Below are 18,163 nucleotides of genomic sequence, written 5' to 3'. Positions count from 1 at the left end.
CGGGGATCGCGCGCGCCGTTATTCAGACTGTCGCGACCAGCAGCTCTTCCGCGTGGTTCGGCGGCCGCAGGCCGTCCGTGCGATCGGCGAAATAACGACGCGTCAGTTCGGCGGCCGACACGTGCTCGGCCTTCGCAAAACCGGCCTCCAGCGCGAGCGCCCGGATCTGCGCCGGCATGAAGAAGCTGATGAACGGCGTGCCGCTCGCGCGTGCGCCCTTCGCGGCCATGTCGAGCGCCGGACGCACGTCCAGGTCCGCGTTCTCCAACGGCAGCAAGAATGTCATCGCGAGCGTCGAGCCCGGCGCGAGCGACGCGACTTCGCGCAACGCGGCCGCGTTCGCTTCGCGCGTCAGGTACATGCTGACGCCCGTCGACACCACGACAGCCGGCCTGCCGGCATCGAAGCCCGCGCCGACGAGCGCAGCGCGCCACGACTGTTTCGCCTCGAAATCGACCGGTACGAAACGCAGCCAGTCGGGCACGCCGAAACCGAGTTCGACCAGGCGGCGCTGCTTCCATGCCTGCGGCGCGGGCGGGTCGACTTCGAACACGGTCACGCGCGACGCCATGTCGGGACGGCGCTGCACGAAGCTGTCGAGGCCCGCGCCGAGGATCACATACTGGCTCACGCCGCGCGCGCCCTGCTCGGCCACGAGATCCTCGATGAAACGCGCCCGCGCGACGATCGACGCGCGAAACGGCCGCGTGAACTGCGGATCCATGTCGCCGCGCTGCTGCCAGCCCGGCGGCGGCGCGAGCAACTGAAGCCCGACTTCGTCGGCAAACACGTGCGGCGGCGCGTCGAGTTCGACGTGCAGCGCGCGCCACAGCGCGACGCGAGCGGCCGTGCTGTCGGGGGCGTCTTCGCGGATCTCGGTCATGCCGGCCTCACGCGCCCTGCTTGCCCGGCGCCTGCAGGCGCCACACACGGCCGTCGGGATCGCGCACGGTCATGTCCCGCGTGCCCCAGTGCGTGTCCACGAACGGCGTGACGACATCGACGATCGGCTGCGGCCGCACCGCCTGCTCGTCGGCCACCTTGAGCACGACCTGCATATCCGGCGTCTCGCCCGGCGGCACTTCCGCGATGAACAGGAACGGACCGTCGCCGCTGCGCAGCTGGCCCGAGTTGTGATCGGTTTCGAATTCCAGCTTGAAGCCCAGCGCCTGGAAGAACTTCGCCGACTTGCCCCAGTTGTGCGTCGTCAGGTACACGGCTTCGATTCGCTCGGATGACATGTCATTTCTCCTTGGTGGACGGTTCCGCACCTGGCGACGGCGCGGCCAGGTACGCGCGTAGCGCATCGGCCACCAGCGCGGACAGCGATTGCTCCGTCTCGATGGCGCGATGCTTGACCTGCCGGATCAGTCCGAGCGGCAGGTACACGTTGAATTGCTTCACTTCTTCGTCGGTCATGATGGCTAGTATGCTAGCAATCTAGCAAAAGTCAATCGCGGGGGCGGCGGGATGAATGCCGGGAAACGGGTGCGGCCCGCGTGCGGGCCGCCTGCCGCGCGTTCGCGCTATTGCGCGGCGGCGCGCGCCGCGAGCCGCGCAAACAGCGCGTCGAGATCGAAACCGTCCGTATTGACGCCGATCGTGTCGCGCAGGCACGCGCCCCACTCGGCCGCGCTGTCGAACGTGACGGAGCGCCCCGCGCCCGCCGCGTCGCGCAGCGTCAGCGTGGTGTTGCGCAGCGCGGCGCGGCCGTCCGGCAGCACGCGGCACGCGATCAGGTCATGCAGGAAGATCGAGTCGGGATAGGTCGACGTGAACCAGTTCGCGACATCGTAATCGATCCATTCGACCTGCTTCGGCTGGAAGCGGTAGGTGGTCTGCCAGCCGTCCGGCGTCTCGAACTGCATGTCGAATTCGCCGCCGACCGGCGCGGCGACGACGCGGAATGCACCGTGCGGCGTCAGTTGCCGCTCGTCCGGCACGAAACGCAGCGGCGCCGTCAGCGTCGCGCTGCCGAAACCGATGTCCGCGAGCCACGCCACGCCGTCGAGATCGATGCGCAGCAGCATGTGCGTATGCGGCGCGGCCGGCAGTTCCGGCGGCCGCATCCAGAGCACGCGCGCGATCATCGGCGTCACGCGAAAGCCGATCGTCGTGAGCGCGGTGTAGAACAGCTTGTTGAGTTCGAAGCAGTAGCCGCCGCGGCGGCGCTCGATCACCTTGTCGACAAGCGCCGGCAGGTCGAGCGCGACGTGCGCGCCGGTCAACGGATTGAGGTTTTCGAACGGGATCGCCTGCGGATGCAGCAGATGCAACCGGCGCAGCACGTCGAGCGTCGGCTTGGCCGGGCCGTCGTAGCCGATGCGGGAGAAATAGCGCGAGAGGTCGAACGAGTCAGTCATGAACCTGCACCGATAAAAGGGACTCGCCACGATAGCATCACGCGAAATCCCCATGTTGCGCGGGGCGATTGTCCATCGCCGCGCGCGATGCCGGCACCGCATCGCGCGTACGCCCGCACGACGCTACGGCAGCAGCTTCAGCGCGGACGATGCGACCGACGGCACCGAAATGCCCTGGCTCGTCGCGAACTGCACGGCCTGGCTGAGCGTCGCCGCGAGCGACTGCAGCTGGCCCGGCGCGCTTTGCGCGATATACGAAGCGGCCTGCATGTTCTGCGGATTCAGGCCCGATTGCAGCAGCGACGCCGCGCTCGTCGAACCGAGATTGCCGAGCCCCGACTGCAGCTGCGAATACTGCGTGAGGCCTTGCCCGAGCGATGCGAGGCCGTTGCTGAACGCCTGCTTGTCGATCGGACCGTGCGTTGCACCGCCGCTCGCGAACGCCTGGCCGAGCGCCTGCGACACCGACTGCTGCGCGCCGCCCATCTGCGACAGCGTGGCCGGCGTCAGCGCATCGCCGCCGGACAGCTGGCTCGCGGCCTGCTGCGCCTGCCCCGCCGCCCCGGTCAGCCCCATCGCGGACGCGAGCGACGACTGGCCGGTCAGCACCTGCCGGTTCGCGCCGACATAGGCCTGCAGCAACTGCGCGACACCGCCGCCCTGCGCGGGCGCCGCCTGCTGTTGCTGACCGCCGCCGAGCAGCGACGCGCCCAGCGACTGCAAGTCGAGCTGCGCGTGCGCGGCGTGACTGATCAGGATGCCGAACGCGATGCCTGCCGAGGCCAGGTGACGGCCCGTCGCGCGAATGTGCTTCATGTGCTTTCCTCGTGCCCGAATGATTGAGGCCGATATTGTCGAAGCGCGTCGCGCGATGCCGCAACGACTGAAACACATCGAAACGAAATCACGGCGTGCGGCCGCTTGCAATTCCGCGACCGGCAGGCGTCGTCACGTGGATTCGTCCACGTTTGCCGTGCGATGTCACGCGGGTATCGGCATTCGTTCTCCGGTTGCGTCAATGCAGGCTGAGTGGGGCCTTTGCATGCAGTGCAGCAAAACGCAGCGCCGCCACGCGTCGCGTTCGCCGCGCCAGACAAAACGGGCGACTCGCCGCCGCCCGTTTCATCGCCCTGCTACCGGCTCGTTGGCCAGCCTGGCCGCGACGTTATGCGGCCATCCACGCCGGCAACCGCTGGTTGACCCAGTCGGCCGCCTGCTCGTAGCCGCGCGCAAGTTGCAGCACCGCGAGATCGGCACGCGGGCGCCCGATCAGCTGCATGCCCATCGGCAGCCCCGCATCGTTGAAGCCGACCGGCACGTTGATCACCGGGCAGCCGGCCAGCGTCCACGGCACGACCGTTTCCATCCAGCGGTGGTAAGTGTCCATCGTGCGGCCCGCGATCTCCTTCGGCCAGCGCTGGTCGACGTCGAACGGGAACACCTGCGCGGTCGGCGCCGCGATGAAGTCGTAGCGGTCGAAGAAGCTCAGCACGGCCTGATGCCACGCGGTTCGCTCGACGCTCGCGTCGAACACCGCCGCACCCTGCATCGCGAGCAGCCCTTCGACTTCGTAGATCGCCTCGGGCTTCAGCAGCGCGCGCCGCGCCGGGTCGCGATAGTGCGCGAGCAGCCCGCCGCCCGACAGCAGGTGCCGGTGCGTGAGCCACAGGCGCCAGATCCGGTCGGGCGCGAACGCCGGCAACGCGGCATCGACGTCGCAGCCGATCTCGCGCAGCGTCGCGAGCCCCGCCTCGCACTGCGAAAGCACGCCGGCCTCGGTCGCGAGATAGCCGTTCCAGTCGCCGACCCACGCGATGCGCTTGCCGCGCAGGTCCGCGTCGAGCGGCTGCGCGAACACGGCCGGATCTTCCGCGAGCGACAGCGGATCGTTCGCGTCGTAGCCGGCCTGGATCGCGAGCAGCTGCGCGACGTCGCCGACGGTGCGGCCCATCGGCCCTTCGATGCCGAGCTGCTGCATGAACACGTCGACGCCCGGCCAGCGCGGCACGCGGCCCTGCGACGGACGGAAGCCGTAGATGTTGCAGAACGCGGCCGGGTTGCGCAGCGAGCCGCCGAAATCGCTGCCATCCGCGACCGGCAGCATCCGCGCGGCGAGCGCCGCCGCCGTGCCGCCGCTGCTGCCGCCCGCACTCTTCGTCAGGTCGTACGGGTTGCGCGTTGCGCCATGGACCTCGTTGAACGTGTGCGAGCCGAGCCCGAATTCGGGCGTATTGGTCTTGCCGATGAAGATCGCGCCGGCCGCGCGCATCCGCGCGACGCCGACGGAATCGGCCTGCGGCACGTTCTCGCGGAAGATCGGCGAGCCGTAGGTCGTCCGCAGCCCCTTCGTCATCGCCAGATCCTTCGGCGCCTGCGGCATCCCGTGCATCCAGCCGTGATACTCGCCACGCGCCAGTGCGGCGTCCTTTTCCGCGGCTTCGGCCAGCAGCGCGTCACGGTCGCGCAGTGCGACGATCGCGTTGATTGCGCCGTTCACGCGCTCGACGTGATCGAGGTACGCACGCATCGTCTCGACGCACGAAACCGTCTTGCTGCGGATCGCGCCGGCAAGCTCGCCTGCCGACAGGCGCACGATCGGATCGACGGAGATGGAAGCGGGAGCGAGAAGCTGCGGGGCGCCGTGCGGCATGCGGGGTCTCCTGGATTCGAAATGGAATGGCGGGCCGCGTGGCGGCTGCAGTCGCTCCCGAACCCGCCGGAAGAGGCCGCGCCGCGGCCGATGCTCTACTCTACGCGACGCCGGATCGGCGACCTCCGATATTTTCCGTCGCGATTCATTGCGGATCCGACTGAATCGCGGCGACGCGTACCGGGCCGCTCGCACCGTCCCGGCCGATGAAATCGTTTATGCGCATAAACTTAAATTTCTTATATTTCTAATAGGCGCGTCACGCGGCGGCGCACGTTAACGACATTTTTACGCGACCGCCCGATCTCTTTAGGTTGCCCGCACCGGCCGCGCGCTACGCTGGAAGCATCTCGTTCCCAGGACATCGTCCATGCTCAAGCTGCTGGTTCCGGTCGGCCACTCGCCGCGCTCGCTTCAGGCCGTTCGCCACGCGACATTCCTGTATCGCGAGCGCTGCGCGTCGGAGGTGGTGCTGATCAACGTCCAGGCGCCGCTCGAATCGACGCGGCTCGAAGCCTACCACCCGCTGTCGCGACTGCGCTCGATCGAGGAGAAGTTCGCGGCCGACGATCTGGCCATGGCCGAGCGGATTTTGCGAGAGGCCGGCGTGAAATACACCGTCGTGATGAAGGTCGGGCCGGTGGCCGATACGATCGCATCCGTCGCGGCCGAGACCGGGTGCGACGAGATCGTGGTGGTCGCGCCGCGCCAGGATCCGCTGCATGCGCTGATGTCGGTGTTTCGCCGCAGCGTGATGGGCCGGCTGGTGCGGATTTCGAATGTGCCGGTGACGGCGGTGCAATGACGGACATCGCACGCCGTGCATGCGCACGATGCGCACGCGTGGCGCGCTGCACTCAGTCGATGACCTTGCGCCAGAACACGAAATAGGCGGCCGCCGACGACGCCACCAGCAGGATGGCCCACAGCGGAGCGAGACTGATCAGCACGGAAGAGACGTTCAACATTTGGATTCCTCACTATTTCGACAGCGATATTCATCGCGGACCTGCTTGCCGGAGCCGATGCGTTCATCCGCCATCGCGTTCCGTCAAATCATGCATTCATGCTATCGCCTCGAGCGGTCGCGCGACCGTTCGCTCCCGCCCGGACCCTGACATTCGTCAAACTCGCGCGCATCGCCGTCGTGCCGGGTTCCGGCAAATAATCGGGTCGGGTTCCAGCGCCCCGCCACCGCTTTCAGCAGACGTTTACCGGGGGAAGCCCCAAGTGCTTCGTCGAACGTGTCCGCGTTACGCTTGAGCGACGAGGAGACGAATCATGAGACGAGCCGTACATATCGCTGTTTTCGCGCTGCTGGCCTATCTCATCGGCGATCGCGCGATCCTGCATGCACAGGGTCGCGACGCCAGCCCGCTCGCATGCGAGCAAGGCGCCGCGCAGGTCAGGGCCGATGCGCTCGGCCGCGGCTTCGGCGACGCGGCCGCCGGTAGCCAGAGCGAGGCCTTCATGTCGGGCTGCCTGGTGACCGGACGCGGCAACCAGGACGTCGCGCTGGCGAACCGGTGACGCATCCGGTGGCGTGCCGGCCGCGTTCAAGTCGATGCGGCCGAGCGCAGCCGCATGCGTGCGCTTCAATTCCCGCTGTTGACCGTCATTTTCCCGATCGACGTCGCGACGGACGTCACGGTCCGGACGCCGGTCACGCTGAACGTCTGCTCGCGGTCCGTATCGTTGGCGGGAAGACGCATCGACAGCCGTGCCGCCAGGCCGTCCTTGCCGTACTGGCCGAACCAGTCGATCAACCGGCCGATGTAGCACGTGCCGCCGACATGAACCGGCATGTCGCCGACGATCTCGTACGCATAGTGACCGGGGCCACAGTTCGAATACGCGTCGCGGTCATCGCCCTGCACCGACGGCGGAATCGGACACAGCGGCCGGGCGGCGCCGGCATCGCGCGCGGCGCTGTCGCTCACGTCGTGCAGCGCCTGTTCGAGCGCCGCATGCAGTGTGCCGTCGAGCATCGTCGGCGCAGCCTTGCCTTCCTTGTGCTGCGCGATCGGCACCGACAGGCGGTAGCGATAATGCACGGTCAGGATCGGCACCTGGTCGACGACGGTAAACGGCCGCAGCAGGTAAAACTCGTCCACACCGTAGTGACTGTCGCGATACAGCGCGTAGACACGCCCGCGCAGCCGAATCCAGTCGGCCGCCTGATTTGCGCCGCGGCCATTCAGCGTGTACACGCTGCGGTCGATCGCCTCGTTCGACTCGCCGGGCGTCTCGAACTTGCCGCCGTTGCGGCGCAGGACGTCGACCGACGACCACAACCCCGTTCCGTTCGCCGCCGATTCGATCACCAGATCGCGCTGCCCGTTGCCATCGAGATCGATCAGCGTGTAGGACGCACTCGTCTCCGTACCGTCGCCGTCGACGTGCGACGCCTTCAACGCGTTCCATTCGTCGACCGTCACGCCATCGGGCCGGGCCGTCGGAAACGCGGCACCCTGCCCATCGTCGGACGCGCTGGAAAACCGCGTGACTGCCGTCTTGATCCGCAGCCGTTCGATCACGCTCTCGACCGGCGAGCCTGCATCCGTTCGGCGAGCCTGATCGACGAGCGAACGCAAGTCCGCGAGCGCAGCCTTGTCTTCGGCGTCGGGCCGATAGGCGAGCACCGCGGCCAGTTGCGATTGCAGGTCGCCGATCCGCGTGAGATAGCGCTGCTCGAGACAGCCATGATCGGCGCCGCATAGATCGCGCGTCTTCAGCCAGCCGAGCTGCGCGGTGCGCAACGCCGCGCGCTGATCCTGCGGCAACGCACCGGACAGCTTCCGGTAAAAGGCCGACAGCCTGCCGTCGTCCAGATGCAGGTCGTTCGACGCGCAGACGGCCTGTTCCGTCGAGCTGGTTGCCTGGGCGCAGTCGAGCCCTGCCGCGACGCCCGGGAATGCATGCGCCAGCAGCACGGGCAACAACGTGCGCCGCAGTGACGCTTCTACGTGGAATTTCATGAATGGCTTCTCGACGGTCAACGCGTGCCCGGATCGTGGCTCGACCGGCCTCCAGCGCGCGATTGTCCGCCAATCTACCGGTTCGCGGAACCGCCGGAAAGCGTCCGGCGCACGCAGCCGCGCCCGTCGGCCACGGCGCGTCGAATTTCCGCTACAGTGGCTTGCCCGTCCTTCGGCCTCCGGCCGAACGCCGAGACTCCGCATCATCTACAACGACAGCCAATCAACAGATGAGCCATCCGAACACCGAACTGATCCAGCGTTTCTACACGGCCTTCCAGCAGCGCGACGTCGACGCGATGCTTGCCTGCTATGCCGACGACATCGTCTTCAGCGATCCCGCGTTCGGCGAACTGCGCGGCGACCTCGCTCGCGACATGTGGCGCATGCTCGTCGCGCGAGCGCAGGATTTCTCGTTGACGTTCGGCGAAGTCGCCGCCGACGAGCAGGCCGGCCGCGCGGAGTGGATCGCGCACTACCGGTTCACCGCGACAGGCCGCATGGTGGTCAACCGGATCGACGCGCGGTTCCGGTTTCGCGACGGGCGCATCGTCGAGCATCGCGACAGTTTCGACCTGTGGCGCTGGGCGCGTCAGGCGCTCGGGCTGAAGGGCGCGCTGCTCGGCTGGACGCCTTTCGTGCAGCGCGCAATCCGCGCGCAGGCACGGAAAAATCTCGACGCGTATCGCGCCAAACGGCGATAAGCCGCACGCAGCGGCCGCTTCGCTACGGCTTCATCGTCGCGTTGATCAGGTCGTAGGCCATGTCCGGCACTACGCCGTCCGGATTCTCGAGACCATTCTGGCGATACCAGCTTTCGTCGGCCTCCGGATGCGGGCCGGCAAGGCCGACGCGCCCTTTGCCGTAACGGTAGGTGGCGGCCGCGATGTCCTTGTTCGGGTAGATCGCCAGCACGATCCCGCCGGAGCCGATCGGCGCGACCGGGAGCCTCGCGCCGTCCTGATAGTAGATCCAGCGTTTTTTCCCGCGCCAGACGACCGGCGTCACCGTGTCGGCGATGCCGTGAAGCGTCGAACCCGGCCGGTCGACCTCGGAGTCGATATCGCCGGCGACCAGCCCGAACCCCTGTCCGCCGGCCAGGTAGGCGCCCATGCAGAGCCCGAGGTATCGACCGCCGTTCGCTACGTATCGCCGCACGGCCCGGATTTCATTTCGGCCGATGCTGGCTGCCGCGCCAGCAATGTCCTGGCCGCCGCCGGGCTGCACATAGAGCGCGGCACCGGCCAGCGCCGCGGGCGTGATCCTGAGCTTTTCCGCGGGGCCGACGTAGATCACCCGGAATTTGTAGTCCGATTCCCGCAGGCGGCCGGCGATCGCCTCGGGGCAGCCATCGCACGCGGCGGGGCCGCGATAGACCAGCGCGACGGGCCGGCTGGCCTCGCGACGCGCTTCGTCGCCGGCGGTCGCCGCCTGAACGACCGACGACGCGACAAGCGCCATCACCACGAAAATCGAATCGCTGGATCGCATGTTCCTGATCACCCGAGTAAGAAGGACCGCAGCCGCACGGGACGAATCGACGGGCACGCGCCAAATCCCGCCCTGCGTTTTCGAACGCCGATCGCAAGCTGCGTGGCAGGAAGCGTAGACGCGCGAAAGCGCCGCGTGTGTACCGTTTCCTGCGTGCATGTGCAGAAATGTGCGCCGTCGGCAACCTGAGCCCGCCCCGACAACCCGCCCATCGAGCCACGCCAGACAAGGCCGCTTCCGCCATGCGGCCACGGCCCCCGGTCCTTCGCCTGCCAACTCTTATATAAGACATAAGACATTTGACGTTCCAGACCATTGAGATTAGAATCCCGCTCAAAGCAGTGCCTGGAATAGCCCCGGAGTGCCGGCAAGGCCTTCCCCTCAAACGCAATATCAGCAGGTCTCCCCATGCTTGAAAACTTTCGTGCTCACGTGGCCGCCCGCGCCGCGCTCGGTATTCCTCCCCTGCCGCTGACGGCTCAGCAGACCGCCGAACTGGTCGAATTGCTGACGAACCCGCCGGCCGGCGAAGAGCAGACGCTCGTCGACCTGATCACCCATCGCGTACCCGCAGGCGTCGACGAAGCCGCCCGCGTGAAGGCCGGCTTCCTGGCCGCCGTGGCCAAGGGCGAGACCGCCTGCCCGCTGATCTCGCGTGCACGCGCGACCGAACTGCTCGGCACGATGCTGGGCGGCTACAACATCCAGCCGCTGATCGAACTGCTGTCCGACGACGCCGTCGCGGCTGTCGCAGCCGACGCGCTGAAGAAAACCCTGCTGATGTTCGACCAGTTCCATGACGTGAAGGAACTCGCCGACAAGGGCAACGCGCACGCGAGGGCCGTGCTGCAGAGCTGGGCCGATGCCGAATGGTTCACGAGCCGCCCGGAAGTGCCGCAAAGCCTGACCATCACCGTGTTCAAGGTGACGGGCGAGACCAACACCGACGACCTGTCGCCGGCGCCGGACGCCACCACCCGCCCGGACATCCCGATGCACGCGCTGGCGATGCTGAAGAACGCGCGCCCGGGCATCACGCCGGAAGAAGACGGCAAGCGCGGCCCGGTCAAGTTCATCGAATCGCTGAAGGAAAAGGGGCACCTGGTCGCGTACGTGGGCGACGTGGTCGGCACCGGCTCCTCGCGCAAGTCGGCCACCAACTCGGTGCTGTGGTTCACCGGCGAAGACATCCCGTTCGTCCCGAACAAGCGCTTCGGCGGCGTGTGCCTCGGCGGCAAGATCGCCCCGATCTTCTACAACACGATGGAAGATGCCGGCGCGCTGCCGATCGAGCTCGACGTGTCGCAGATGGAAATGGGCGACGTGGTCGAACTGCGCCCGTACGAAGGCAAGGCGCTGAAGGACGGCAAGGTCATCGCCGAATTCCAGGTCAAGTCCGACGTGCTGTTCGACGAAGTGCGCGCCGGCGGCCGCATTCCGTTGATCATCGGCCGCGGCCTGACCGCGAAGGCACGTGAAGCGCTCGGCCTCGCGCCGTCGACGCTGTTCCGCCTACCGCACCAGCCGGCCGACAGCGGCAAGGGCTTCTCGCTCGCGCAGAAGATGGTCGGCCGCGCGTGCGGTCTGCCGGAAGGCCAGGGCGTGCGCCCGGGCACGTACTGCGAACCGAAGATGACCTCGGTCGGCTCGCAGGACACCACGGGCCCGATGACCCGCGACGAACTGAAGGACCTCGCGTGCCTCGGCTTCTCGGCCGACCTCGTGATGCAGTCGTTCTGCCACACCGCCGCGTATCCGAAGCCGGTCGACGTGAAGACGCACCAGACGCTGCCGAACTTCATCAGCACGCGCGGCGGCATCGCGCTGCGCCCGGGCGACGGCGTGATCCACTCGTGGCTGAACCGCATGCTGCTGCCCGACACCGTCGGCACCGGCGGCGATTCGCACACGCGCTTCCCGATCGGCATCAGCTTCCCGGCAGGTTCGGGCCTGGTCGCGTTCGCGGCCGCCACCGGCACGATGCCGCTGGACATGCCGGAATCGGTGCTGGTCCGCTTCAAGGGCAAGATGCAGCCGGGCGTCACGCTGCGTGACCTCGTCAACGCGATCCCGCTGTACGCGATCAAGCAAGGCATGCTGACGGTCGCCAAGCAAGGCAAGAAGAACATCTTCTCGGGCCGCATCCTCGAAATCGAAGGCCTGCCCGACCTGAAGGTCGAGCAAGCGTTCGAGCTGTCGGATGCGTCGGCCGAGCGTTCAGCCGCCGGTTGCTCGGTGCACCTGAACAAGGAACCGATCATCGAGTACCTGAACAGCAACATCACGCTGCTCAAGTGGATGATCGCGCAGGGCTACCAGGACCCGCGCAGCCTGCAACGCCGTATCGCGGCGATGGAACAGTGGCTGGCCGACCCGCAACTGCTGTCGCCGGATGCCGACGCCGAGTACGCGGCCGTCATCGAGATCGACCTCGCCGACATCCACGAGCCGATCGTCGCGTGCCCGAACGACCCGGACGACGTGAAGACGCTGTCCGACGTCGCCGGTGCGAAGATCGACGAAGTGTTCATCGGTTCGTGCATGACCAACATCGGTCACTTCCGTGCCGCGTCGAAGCTGCTGGAAGGCAAGCGCGACATTCCGGTCAAGCTGTGGGTCGCGCCGCCGACCAAGATGGACCAGAAGCAGCTGACGGAAGAAGGCCACTACGGCGTGTTCGGCACGGCCGGTGCGCGTACCGAAATGCCGGGCTGCTCGCTGTGCATGGGTAACCAGGCTCAGGTGCGCGAAGGCGCGACGGTCATGTCGACGTCGACCCGCAACTTCCCGAACCGTCTCGGCAAGAACACGAACGTGTATCTCGGCTCGGCGGAACTGGCGGCAATCTGCTCGCGTCTGGGCAAGATTCCGACCAAGGAAGAGTACATGGCCGACATGGGCGTGCTCACCGCGAACGGCGACAAGATCTACCAGTACATGAACTTCGACCAGATCGAAGACTTCAAGGAAGTGGCCGACACCGTGCAGCTGTAAGCACGCAGTCGGGCTGCGGCGGGTGGTTGACGTCGCAGCGCCACGCAATGGCGTCGCAGGCTGAATGCCCGCGACGCCATTTTTTTATCCGGCGCCGGTTGGCCGTCGCGGCCTAGTCAGTCGTAAAGCGCGAAAATCCGCTCGGCCACCTCGAACGGCAAGCCCTCGTCGTACCCTTCCTCGTCGAGATCGACATACTCGCGGCCGTTGGTCGGCTGTAGCATCAGTGCCGGCACCGGCCGCGCGACCGGTACATCGGGATAGTCGTTCGGGCCCGCACCTTCGAAGTCATGCGGGTCGAACCAGATGCCGTGATCGGCGTAATAGCCTTCCGCGTAACGCTGCTCGACTTCGCGCACCAGCCGGAACGTGTCCAGTTGATATGACGCGTCGCCCAGGTCGCTTTCGCTCGCGTACTGCACGAACCATGCGGCGCCGAGATTCCAGTAGATCAGCAGCGCGGTGGCACGATCGATGTTGCGGTTGTCGAGCAGCCAGCGCAACGCGCGGCCGTTGCCGTCGTAATTGGAGCGCGCGGCGAACCGGTGCCATTGCTCGGGCGTCGCGCCCTCGAGCCAGGTACGCACGATTTCCCACACTTTTGGTTCGATTTCGGAATCGTCCATGGACGGCGGCCTTGCAGAAGAGTGAATGGCGGAAAGCGTCGAATAACGCGCGATTCTAGCGCTGCTTCGCGACACTCACGCGGCATCGCCGCCCGGCTCGGGGCGGATCACCAGTTCGTTGAAGCCGGTGCCCGCGTCGAGTTCGCGCGAAAAGCGATGCGCCGGCAGCAGCGCAAGCAGGATCTCGGCCGTCGTGCGCACCACGCAACCGCTCGCGACATGGCCGCCCGTCACGCGGCCGTCCGCATCCGAGACGGACATGTGCAGGTGCGCGCCGTCCGGCGACACCGAGCCGGCCAGCGTCAGGATTTCGAGGTCGCCGCGCAGCTCGGTCGGCTGGTCGACGCCGGCGAAGCGCAACTGCGCGACGCTCAGGCTGCCGATGCCCTGGATCACGAAGGCCGCCTGCGCTTCATGCTGGTGTAGCGCTGCCTCGATGGCGCCGCGCAGATCGTCGCCGGGGGAAAGACGCAAAGGATGGGCTTGCATGGTCGAGAACCTGTGGGTCGATCGCGGTATCGACCAAGCGTACGTTCGCGCCGTGAATCCGGCAAGTCGGCCGCACTCGATAATCCCCGCGCGTCGGTGTCTTCGCGGCGTCGCTCCATCCGCTGCCGTTCCACTCCGGGTCACCCGCGCATACGGCCCCCTGTGGCATGGTTTCGTACCAGCCGCAGCGCATCGGTTTGCTGACGCACGGAACGCACACACGTGCGTCTGAAAATCGACCCTAACGTATGCAAGAATCAGTTCCTCGAGGAAATCCCTGCTTTATCGCACCCTTTCACCGCACGCCCCGTCGAATGCCCACATGCCAGAATACGTATGAGCGGTTCCACACCCCGAGCGACGACATTGCCGCGCGGGAAGTCGCGGCAATGAGCGATGAGGAGCGTGCACGCGCCAAGTCGGCGGCGACCGTGCATGTCCGGAACTGGCTCGCCATTCTGATGCTGCCGGTCGTAGTCGGACCGGTGATCCCGGTGCTCGCGTATTTGCTGGGTATGCTTGCTTACCACGGAATGGTGGATCCGGCCTTTGATATGGATCGAGCGGTGGGCGAAACAGCCGTCACCGTCATATGGGTCACGGCGCTCTTCATCGCAGCGTGGATCGGCCTGAACTGGTGCGTCGCGACGTACGGTACCCGACAGCGGTACTGGCGCGAAATGCCGTCCAACGGGCATGTCGAATTGGAGCGCCATACGCTATGTTCGGCAATCGTCGTGTGGTCGGACGACTACGATCCGGAGCCCCTCTACGTCGAGGAATGGATCGACGGCAAGCTCAAATCCAGCAAGACCCGACTCAGGCAGTGGATCCTGGCCCGAACGTCCGTCGGTCATTGGCTGGTGCTGGATCATCGAATTGCGGCAGACAATTGGTACGCGCCGCCAACGTTCCCCTCGGAGACGAAACGATTGATCCCGCGGCGAGAATTGGCAATGGCGTTTGCGCCACGCACCCATATCCGCATCGGATCGAGATGGAGTGGACCGGCGGCGCCATTGACCGTGACGTCCTACCTGCTGTCTCACGCCGAATGTGAGCGCCTGACTGCGGCGGCCCACCACCATGCTTTTTTTCCGCCGGACCAATATGGCGTCGTCGATCCCGCCGATGCAGACTGGGTCGGGGAACTCGCCGCCAAGGCACTGGAGCGCGAAGTGCCTGTCGACGTGGCGGCCGGGCGAGCGTTGACGTAATCGTCGCGGGTCGTTTCAACGACGACTGCGGCCGCCACCGCGCGAAGGCGCCCGGCGAACAGTCTGAAAGTACGCCAATTGGCGGCGACGGCATAATGACGGAGTTCAACTCAAGGTCTTGTGCACGGTCTTGCGCGACGCAAGCCGCCGCAACCCGAACTCTCTTTGATGACACCGACTCCGAACCGAAGATCCCGCCTGCGCGGCGGCCTGCTTGGCCTGCTGATCGGCGACGCGCTCGGCGTGCCGTACGAATTCCACGACGCCGCGTCGATTCCGCCGCCTGCCGCGATCGACATGACCCCGCCGCCGGGCTTCGCGCGCGCACACGACGGCGTGCCGCCCGGCACCTGGAGCGACGACGGCGCGCAGGCGCTCGCGCTGCTCGACGCGCTGCTGCGCGAGCGCGACCTGAATCTCGATACGTTCGCCGGCAACCTGCTGGACTGGTTTCATCGCGGCGCATTCACGCCGGACGGCCGCGTATTCGACGTCGGCCTGCAGACGCAGCGCGCGTTCCACGCGCTGGCGGCGGGCGCCGCGCCCGCAGTGGCCGGGCCCGGCGACGAGCGCGACAACGGCAACGGCTCGCTGATGCGCTGCTTCCCCGTCGTGATGGTCGCCGCGTCGCGCGACGACGCGATCCGGCTCGCGCACAAGCAAAGCATCGTCACGCACGGCCACGTGCGTTCGCAGCTGTGTTGCGCACTCTATTGCCTGACGGCCCTCGGAATCGTCGACGGCCAGCCAGCGCCCGATGCTGTCCGCGCGGCCGAGGATGAACTGCTCGCGCGCCACGAAGGCACGGCCGACGAAATCGAACTGAAGATCGTGCTCGACGGCCGCTTCGACGCGCCGCAAGGATCGGGCTATGTGGTCGACAGCTTCTGGTCGGCGATCCATTGCCTGCTGTCGACGGGCAGCTACGAGGATTGCGTGAAACGCGCGATCGCGCTCGGCAACGATACGGATACGACGGCGGCCATCGCAGGCAGCCTCGCCGGCGTGCTGTACGGCGAACATGCGCTACCTGAACGTTGGGTTGCAACGCTGCGCGGGAAAGACAAGGTCGAGGGCTGGCTCGCGAAGCTGTGAGCACACCCATCACCGGCCGTCAGTTGAATCGAACCTCTCGAGCCGAACCCGATTGCCCCGTGCAGTTGCATCAACACGTGCGTGATCGTCCCTGCCGCGAAATAGCTCGCAGCAGCCGCAGCCGCATCAGCGACGATCGCTCGCCAGCAACCCGTACAGCGCGCTGTCCGACACTTCGTCACCGACGATCCAGCGTTCGCGCAGCAGCCCTTCCCGGACGAAGCCGAGCCGTTCGAGCAGCTGTGCCGACGCGACGTTGCGCGGATCGATATCGGCCTCGATCCGGTTCAGCCGCAGCGTGCCGAACGCATGATCGATCACGGCCGACGCCGCTTCGCGCATGTATCCGCCGCGCCAGAACGTGCGCCGCAGGCTGAAGCCGATCTCCGCGCGCCGGCATTGCTCGTTCGCATGGAACAGCACGCATTCGCCGAGCGCTTCGCCGGTTTCCCGCAATTCGAGCACGCAAATCAGGTCCTGCCCCGTCGCCGACGTCTGCAGGTTGCGCGCGACGCGCGCCTCGGCCTGCTCGATCTGCGTCATCGGCGAGAACGAGAAGTAGCGCATCGCTTCCGCATCGGACCAGATCTCGAAGAAAGCCTGTGCGTCGGCGTCGCGAAGCGGCCGCAGGACGAGGCGCGAGGTATGCAGCGTGACGGGTTCGAACAAGGGCATGGCCATGGTCTGACGAAATCGGGACCGTGCATTAGAACACGCCCGCCGTGCCCCAACAATCGCGCGCACCCTGCGCGCCGCTGCGGGAGCGCCCCGAAAACAAGCGCGGGGAGCATCGCCCGGGCCTTTCGGTTCACTCCATCCACCGCAGCGGAAGACACTCACGCCTCCAGCGCCTCCAGCACCTTCCCCTTCGTCTCGATCCCGACGAAGTGCACGGTCACCGCCGCGATCAGCGGCACGATGCCGATCAGGTAGAACGCCGGCGCGAGGTTCCCGCCGATGATCGCGTGCGGCACGACCATCGGTGCGACGAACGACGCGATCTTCAGCCACGCGCTGCCGAGCCCGCAGCCCGATGCGCGAATGCTCGTCGGATACTGCTCCGGCGTATAGACGTACGCGGTGATGAACCCCGACGCCATCAACCCGAGCGACAGCGAGCAGAAGATCGCGACGACATACACCGACGACGCGTGATAGACACCCGCGAGCGCCAGCGACAGCGCGCACAGCACGAACGACCACACGATCACCGGCTTGCGGCCGAGCTTGTCGACCAGCAGCGCCGACGCCAGCGAGCCGAGCACGCCCATCACCGAGCCGATCACCGCGAGGTTCAGCGCGAGCTGCAGCGGCGCGTGATAGAAGTTCTTGTAGATCGTCGGCAGCCACGTCGACAGCCCGTACTGGATGAACCCGCAGGTCGCCCACAACGTCGCCACCGCGAGCGTACGCTTGCGATAGGCCGCGCTGAACAGGTCGCTCATCTTGCGCTTCGGATGCTGGCGCACCATCTCGTCGAACGCGGCCACCTGCGTGACGGGCGGCAGTTCGCCGCGCACCGACGCTTCGAACACGCCCACCGCGCGCCCGGCTTCCGGGAGCCGCCCGCGCGACGCCAGCCAGCGCGGCGATTCCGGCACGAGGTGCGTGAGCACGAGCGACAGGATCAGCGGCAGCCCGCCGACGAAGTACATGATTTCCCAGCCGAAGCGCGGCACGAGCCACGCGCCGAGCGCCATCGACACGAGCAGGCCGATCGGGAACACGATCTCGTACAGCAGCACGAAACGGCCGCGGCCATGTGCGCGCGTGATCTCGTTGATGTACGTCGCGGCGACCGGCAGTTCGCCGCCGAGCCCGAGCCCCTGCAGGATCCGCAGCAGCACGAACACCTCGAAGGTCGGCGCGAAGCCGCACGCGATGCTCGTGACGCCGATCACGGCCGAGCTCCACGCGATCGCCTTCACGCGGCCGTGCTTTTCCGCGAGCGCCGGAAACAGGAAAGCGCCGATCAGCTGGCCGATCGCGCCGGACGCGATCAGCATGCCGATCTGCGTCGGCGACAGCCCCCATTTGTGGATCAGCAACGGCAGCGTCGCCGCGATCGTGATCACGTCGAAGCCGTCGAAGAACGTCGCGGTGCCGATCAGCACGCGCGCGCGGATCTGCATCGCGTTGGCCGGAAGCCGCTCGAGCCGCGCGATGATCGCGCCGGGCGTGGAGGCGGCAGCTTCCATCGTGGCGCGACCGGCCACGACATTGTCGAAAGTGCTCATGCGGGGTGTCTCCTGGTCTTTCG

The 18,163-nt window shown here is 66.8% G+C and carries 18 protein-coding genes; 6 read left to right on the top strand and 12 right to left on the bottom strand.

The window, feature by feature from the left end; genetic code table 11:
• Nucleotides 1–22 precede the first annotated feature (22 nt).
• The 6 genes from DIE03_RS01665 to DIE03_RS01640 form a co-directional block, all read right to left on the bottom strand.
• The gene (locus DIE03_RS01665) at nucleotides 23–883 is read right to left on the bottom strand and encodes a class I SAM-dependent methyltransferase (RefSeq protein WP_124446835.1); all 861 of its coding nucleotides are present in this window, start codon (nucleotides 881–883) and stop codon (nucleotides 23–25) included.
• Nucleotides 884–890: 7 nt separating this feature from the next.
• The gene (locus DIE03_RS01660) at nucleotides 891–1,241 is read right to left on the bottom strand and encodes a glyoxalase/bleomycin resistance/extradiol dioxygenase family protein (protein ID WP_124446833.1); all 351 of its coding nucleotides are present in this window, start codon (nucleotides 1,239–1,241) and stop codon (nucleotides 891–893) included.
• 1 nt (nucleotide 1,242) lies between these two features.
• On the bottom strand, nucleotides 1,243–1,419 hold the full coding sequence (locus DIE03_RS01655; RefSeq protein ID WP_124446831.1) for a ribbon-helix-helix protein, CopG family: 177 nt from the start codon (nucleotides 1,417–1,419) through the stop codon (nucleotides 1,243–1,245).
• 107 nt (nucleotides 1,420–1,526) lie between these two features.
• Nucleotides 1,527–2,363, bottom strand: a complete 837-nt coding sequence (locus tag DIE03_RS01650; protein ID WP_124446829.1) for an arylamine N-acetyltransferase — start codon at nucleotides 2,361–2,363, stop codon at nucleotides 1,527–1,529.
• A gap of 123 nt (nucleotides 2,364–2,486) precedes the next feature.
• Nucleotides 2,487–3,179, bottom strand: coding sequence for a hypothetical protein (locus DIE03_RS01645; RefSeq protein ID WP_124446828.1), 693 nt, complete (start codon nucleotides 3,177–3,179; stop codon nucleotides 2,487–2,489).
• Nucleotides 3,180–3,528: 349 nt separating this feature from the next.
• The gene (locus DIE03_RS01640) at nucleotides 3,529–5,013 is read right to left on the bottom strand and encodes an amidase (RefSeq protein WP_124446826.1); all 1,485 of its coding nucleotides are present in this window, start codon (nucleotides 5,011–5,013) and stop codon (nucleotides 3,529–3,531) included.
• A 370-nt stretch (nucleotides 5,014–5,383) separates the two neighbouring features.
• On the opposite strand from DIE03_RS01640, the gene DIE03_RS01635 reads away from it, so the two are divergent.
• Complete coding sequence (locus DIE03_RS01635; RefSeq protein ID WP_124446824.1) at nucleotides 5,384–5,818, top strand: universal stress protein; 435 nt, start codon at nucleotides 5,384–5,386, stop codon at nucleotides 5,816–5,818.
• 476 nt (nucleotides 5,819–6,294) lie between these two features.
• Entirely contained in the window at nucleotides 6,295–6,543 is a 249-nt protein-coding gene (locus tag DIE03_RS01630) for an adhesin (protein ID WP_124446822.1), read from the top strand.
• Between the two features lie 65 nt (nucleotides 6,544–6,608).
• Here DIE03_RS01630 and DIE03_RS01625 read toward each other — a convergent pair whose 3' ends face one another.
• On the bottom strand, nucleotides 6,609–7,991 hold the full coding sequence (locus DIE03_RS01625; RefSeq protein ID WP_124446820.1) for a lysozyme inhibitor LprI family protein: 1,383 nt from the start codon (nucleotides 7,989–7,991) through the stop codon (nucleotides 6,609–6,611).
• 230 nt (nucleotides 7,992–8,221) lie between these two features.
• Between DIE03_RS01625 and DIE03_RS01620 the strand changes: the two genes are divergently transcribed.
• Nucleotides 8,222–8,695: a nuclear transport factor 2 family protein gene (locus DIE03_RS01620; RefSeq protein ID WP_124446818.1), complete on the top strand. Its 474-nt coding sequence runs from the start codon at nucleotides 8,222–8,224 to the stop codon at nucleotides 8,693–8,695.
• 22 nt (nucleotides 8,696–8,717) lie between these two features.
• On the opposite strand, the gene DIE03_RS01615 is transcribed toward DIE03_RS01620, so the two are convergent.
• Nucleotides 8,718–9,482 (bottom strand): BPL-N domain-containing protein, encoded by a 765-nt coding sequence (locus DIE03_RS01615; protein WP_124446816.1) that lies wholly within the window; start codon nucleotides 9,480–9,482, stop codon nucleotides 8,718–8,720.
• 408 nt (nucleotides 9,483–9,890) lie between these two features.
• Here DIE03_RS01615 and acnB point away from each other — a divergent pair, with 408 nt between their 5' ends.
• Nucleotides 9,891–12,476: a bifunctional aconitate hydratase 2/2-methylisocitrate dehydratase gene (gene acnB, locus DIE03_RS01610; RefSeq protein ID WP_124446814.1), complete on the top strand. Its 2,586-nt coding sequence runs from the start codon at nucleotides 9,891–9,893 to the stop codon at nucleotides 12,474–12,476.
• A 116-nt stretch (nucleotides 12,477–12,592) separates the two neighbouring features.
• Here acnB and DIE03_RS01605 read toward each other — a convergent pair whose 3' ends face one another.
• Complete coding sequence (locus tag DIE03_RS01605; RefSeq protein ID WP_124446812.1) at nucleotides 12,593–13,102, bottom strand: DUF4274 domain-containing protein; 510 nt, start codon at nucleotides 13,100–13,102, stop codon at nucleotides 12,593–12,595.
• Between the two features lie 75 nt (nucleotides 13,103–13,177).
• The gene (locus DIE03_RS01600; RefSeq protein WP_124446810.1) at nucleotides 13,178–13,591 is read right to left on the bottom strand and encodes a PPC domain-containing DNA-binding protein; all 414 of its coding nucleotides are present in this window, start codon (nucleotides 13,589–13,591) and stop codon (nucleotides 13,178–13,180) included.
• A 389-nt stretch (nucleotides 13,592–13,980) separates the two neighbouring features.
• Between DIE03_RS01600 and DIE03_RS01595 the strand changes: the two genes are divergently transcribed.
• On the top strand, nucleotides 13,981–14,808 hold the full coding sequence (locus tag DIE03_RS01595) for a hypothetical protein (protein ID WP_260434771.1): 828 nt from the start codon (nucleotides 13,981–13,983) through the stop codon (nucleotides 14,806–14,808).
• A gap of 168 nt (nucleotides 14,809–14,976) precedes the next feature.
• The gene (locus tag DIE03_RS01590; RefSeq protein ID WP_124446806.1) at nucleotides 14,977–15,903 is read left to right on the top strand and encodes an ADP-ribosylglycohydrolase family protein; all 927 of its coding nucleotides are present in this window, start codon (nucleotides 14,977–14,979) and stop codon (nucleotides 15,901–15,903) included.
• 126 nt (nucleotides 15,904–16,029) lie between these two features.
• Here the strand turns inward: DIE03_RS01590 and DIE03_RS01585 are convergent, their stop codons facing one another.
• Together DIE03_RS01585 and DIE03_RS01580 are read right to left on the bottom strand one after the other, a co-directional pair.
• Nucleotides 16,030–16,578 carry a GNAT family N-acetyltransferase gene (locus DIE03_RS01585; RefSeq protein ID WP_124447269.1) on the bottom strand — a complete coding sequence of 183 codons (549 nt, stop codon included), beginning with the start codon at nucleotides 16,576–16,578 and terminating at the stop codon, nucleotides 16,030–16,032.
• Between the two features lie 161 nt (nucleotides 16,579–16,739).
• Entirely contained in the window at nucleotides 16,740–18,140 is a 1,401-nt protein-coding gene (locus tag DIE03_RS01580) for an MFS transporter (protein WP_124446805.1), read from the bottom strand.
• Nucleotides 18,141–18,163: the final 23 nt, after the last annotated feature.

It is taken from the genome of Burkholderia sp. Bp8992 (assembly GCF_003853705.1).
Lineage (GTDB): Bacteria > Pseudomonadota > Gammaproteobacteria > Burkholderiales > Burkholderiaceae > Burkholderia.
The sequence above is the reverse complement of the archived record's forward strand: the minus strand, read 5'-3'. Positions and strand labels throughout refer to the sequence as shown.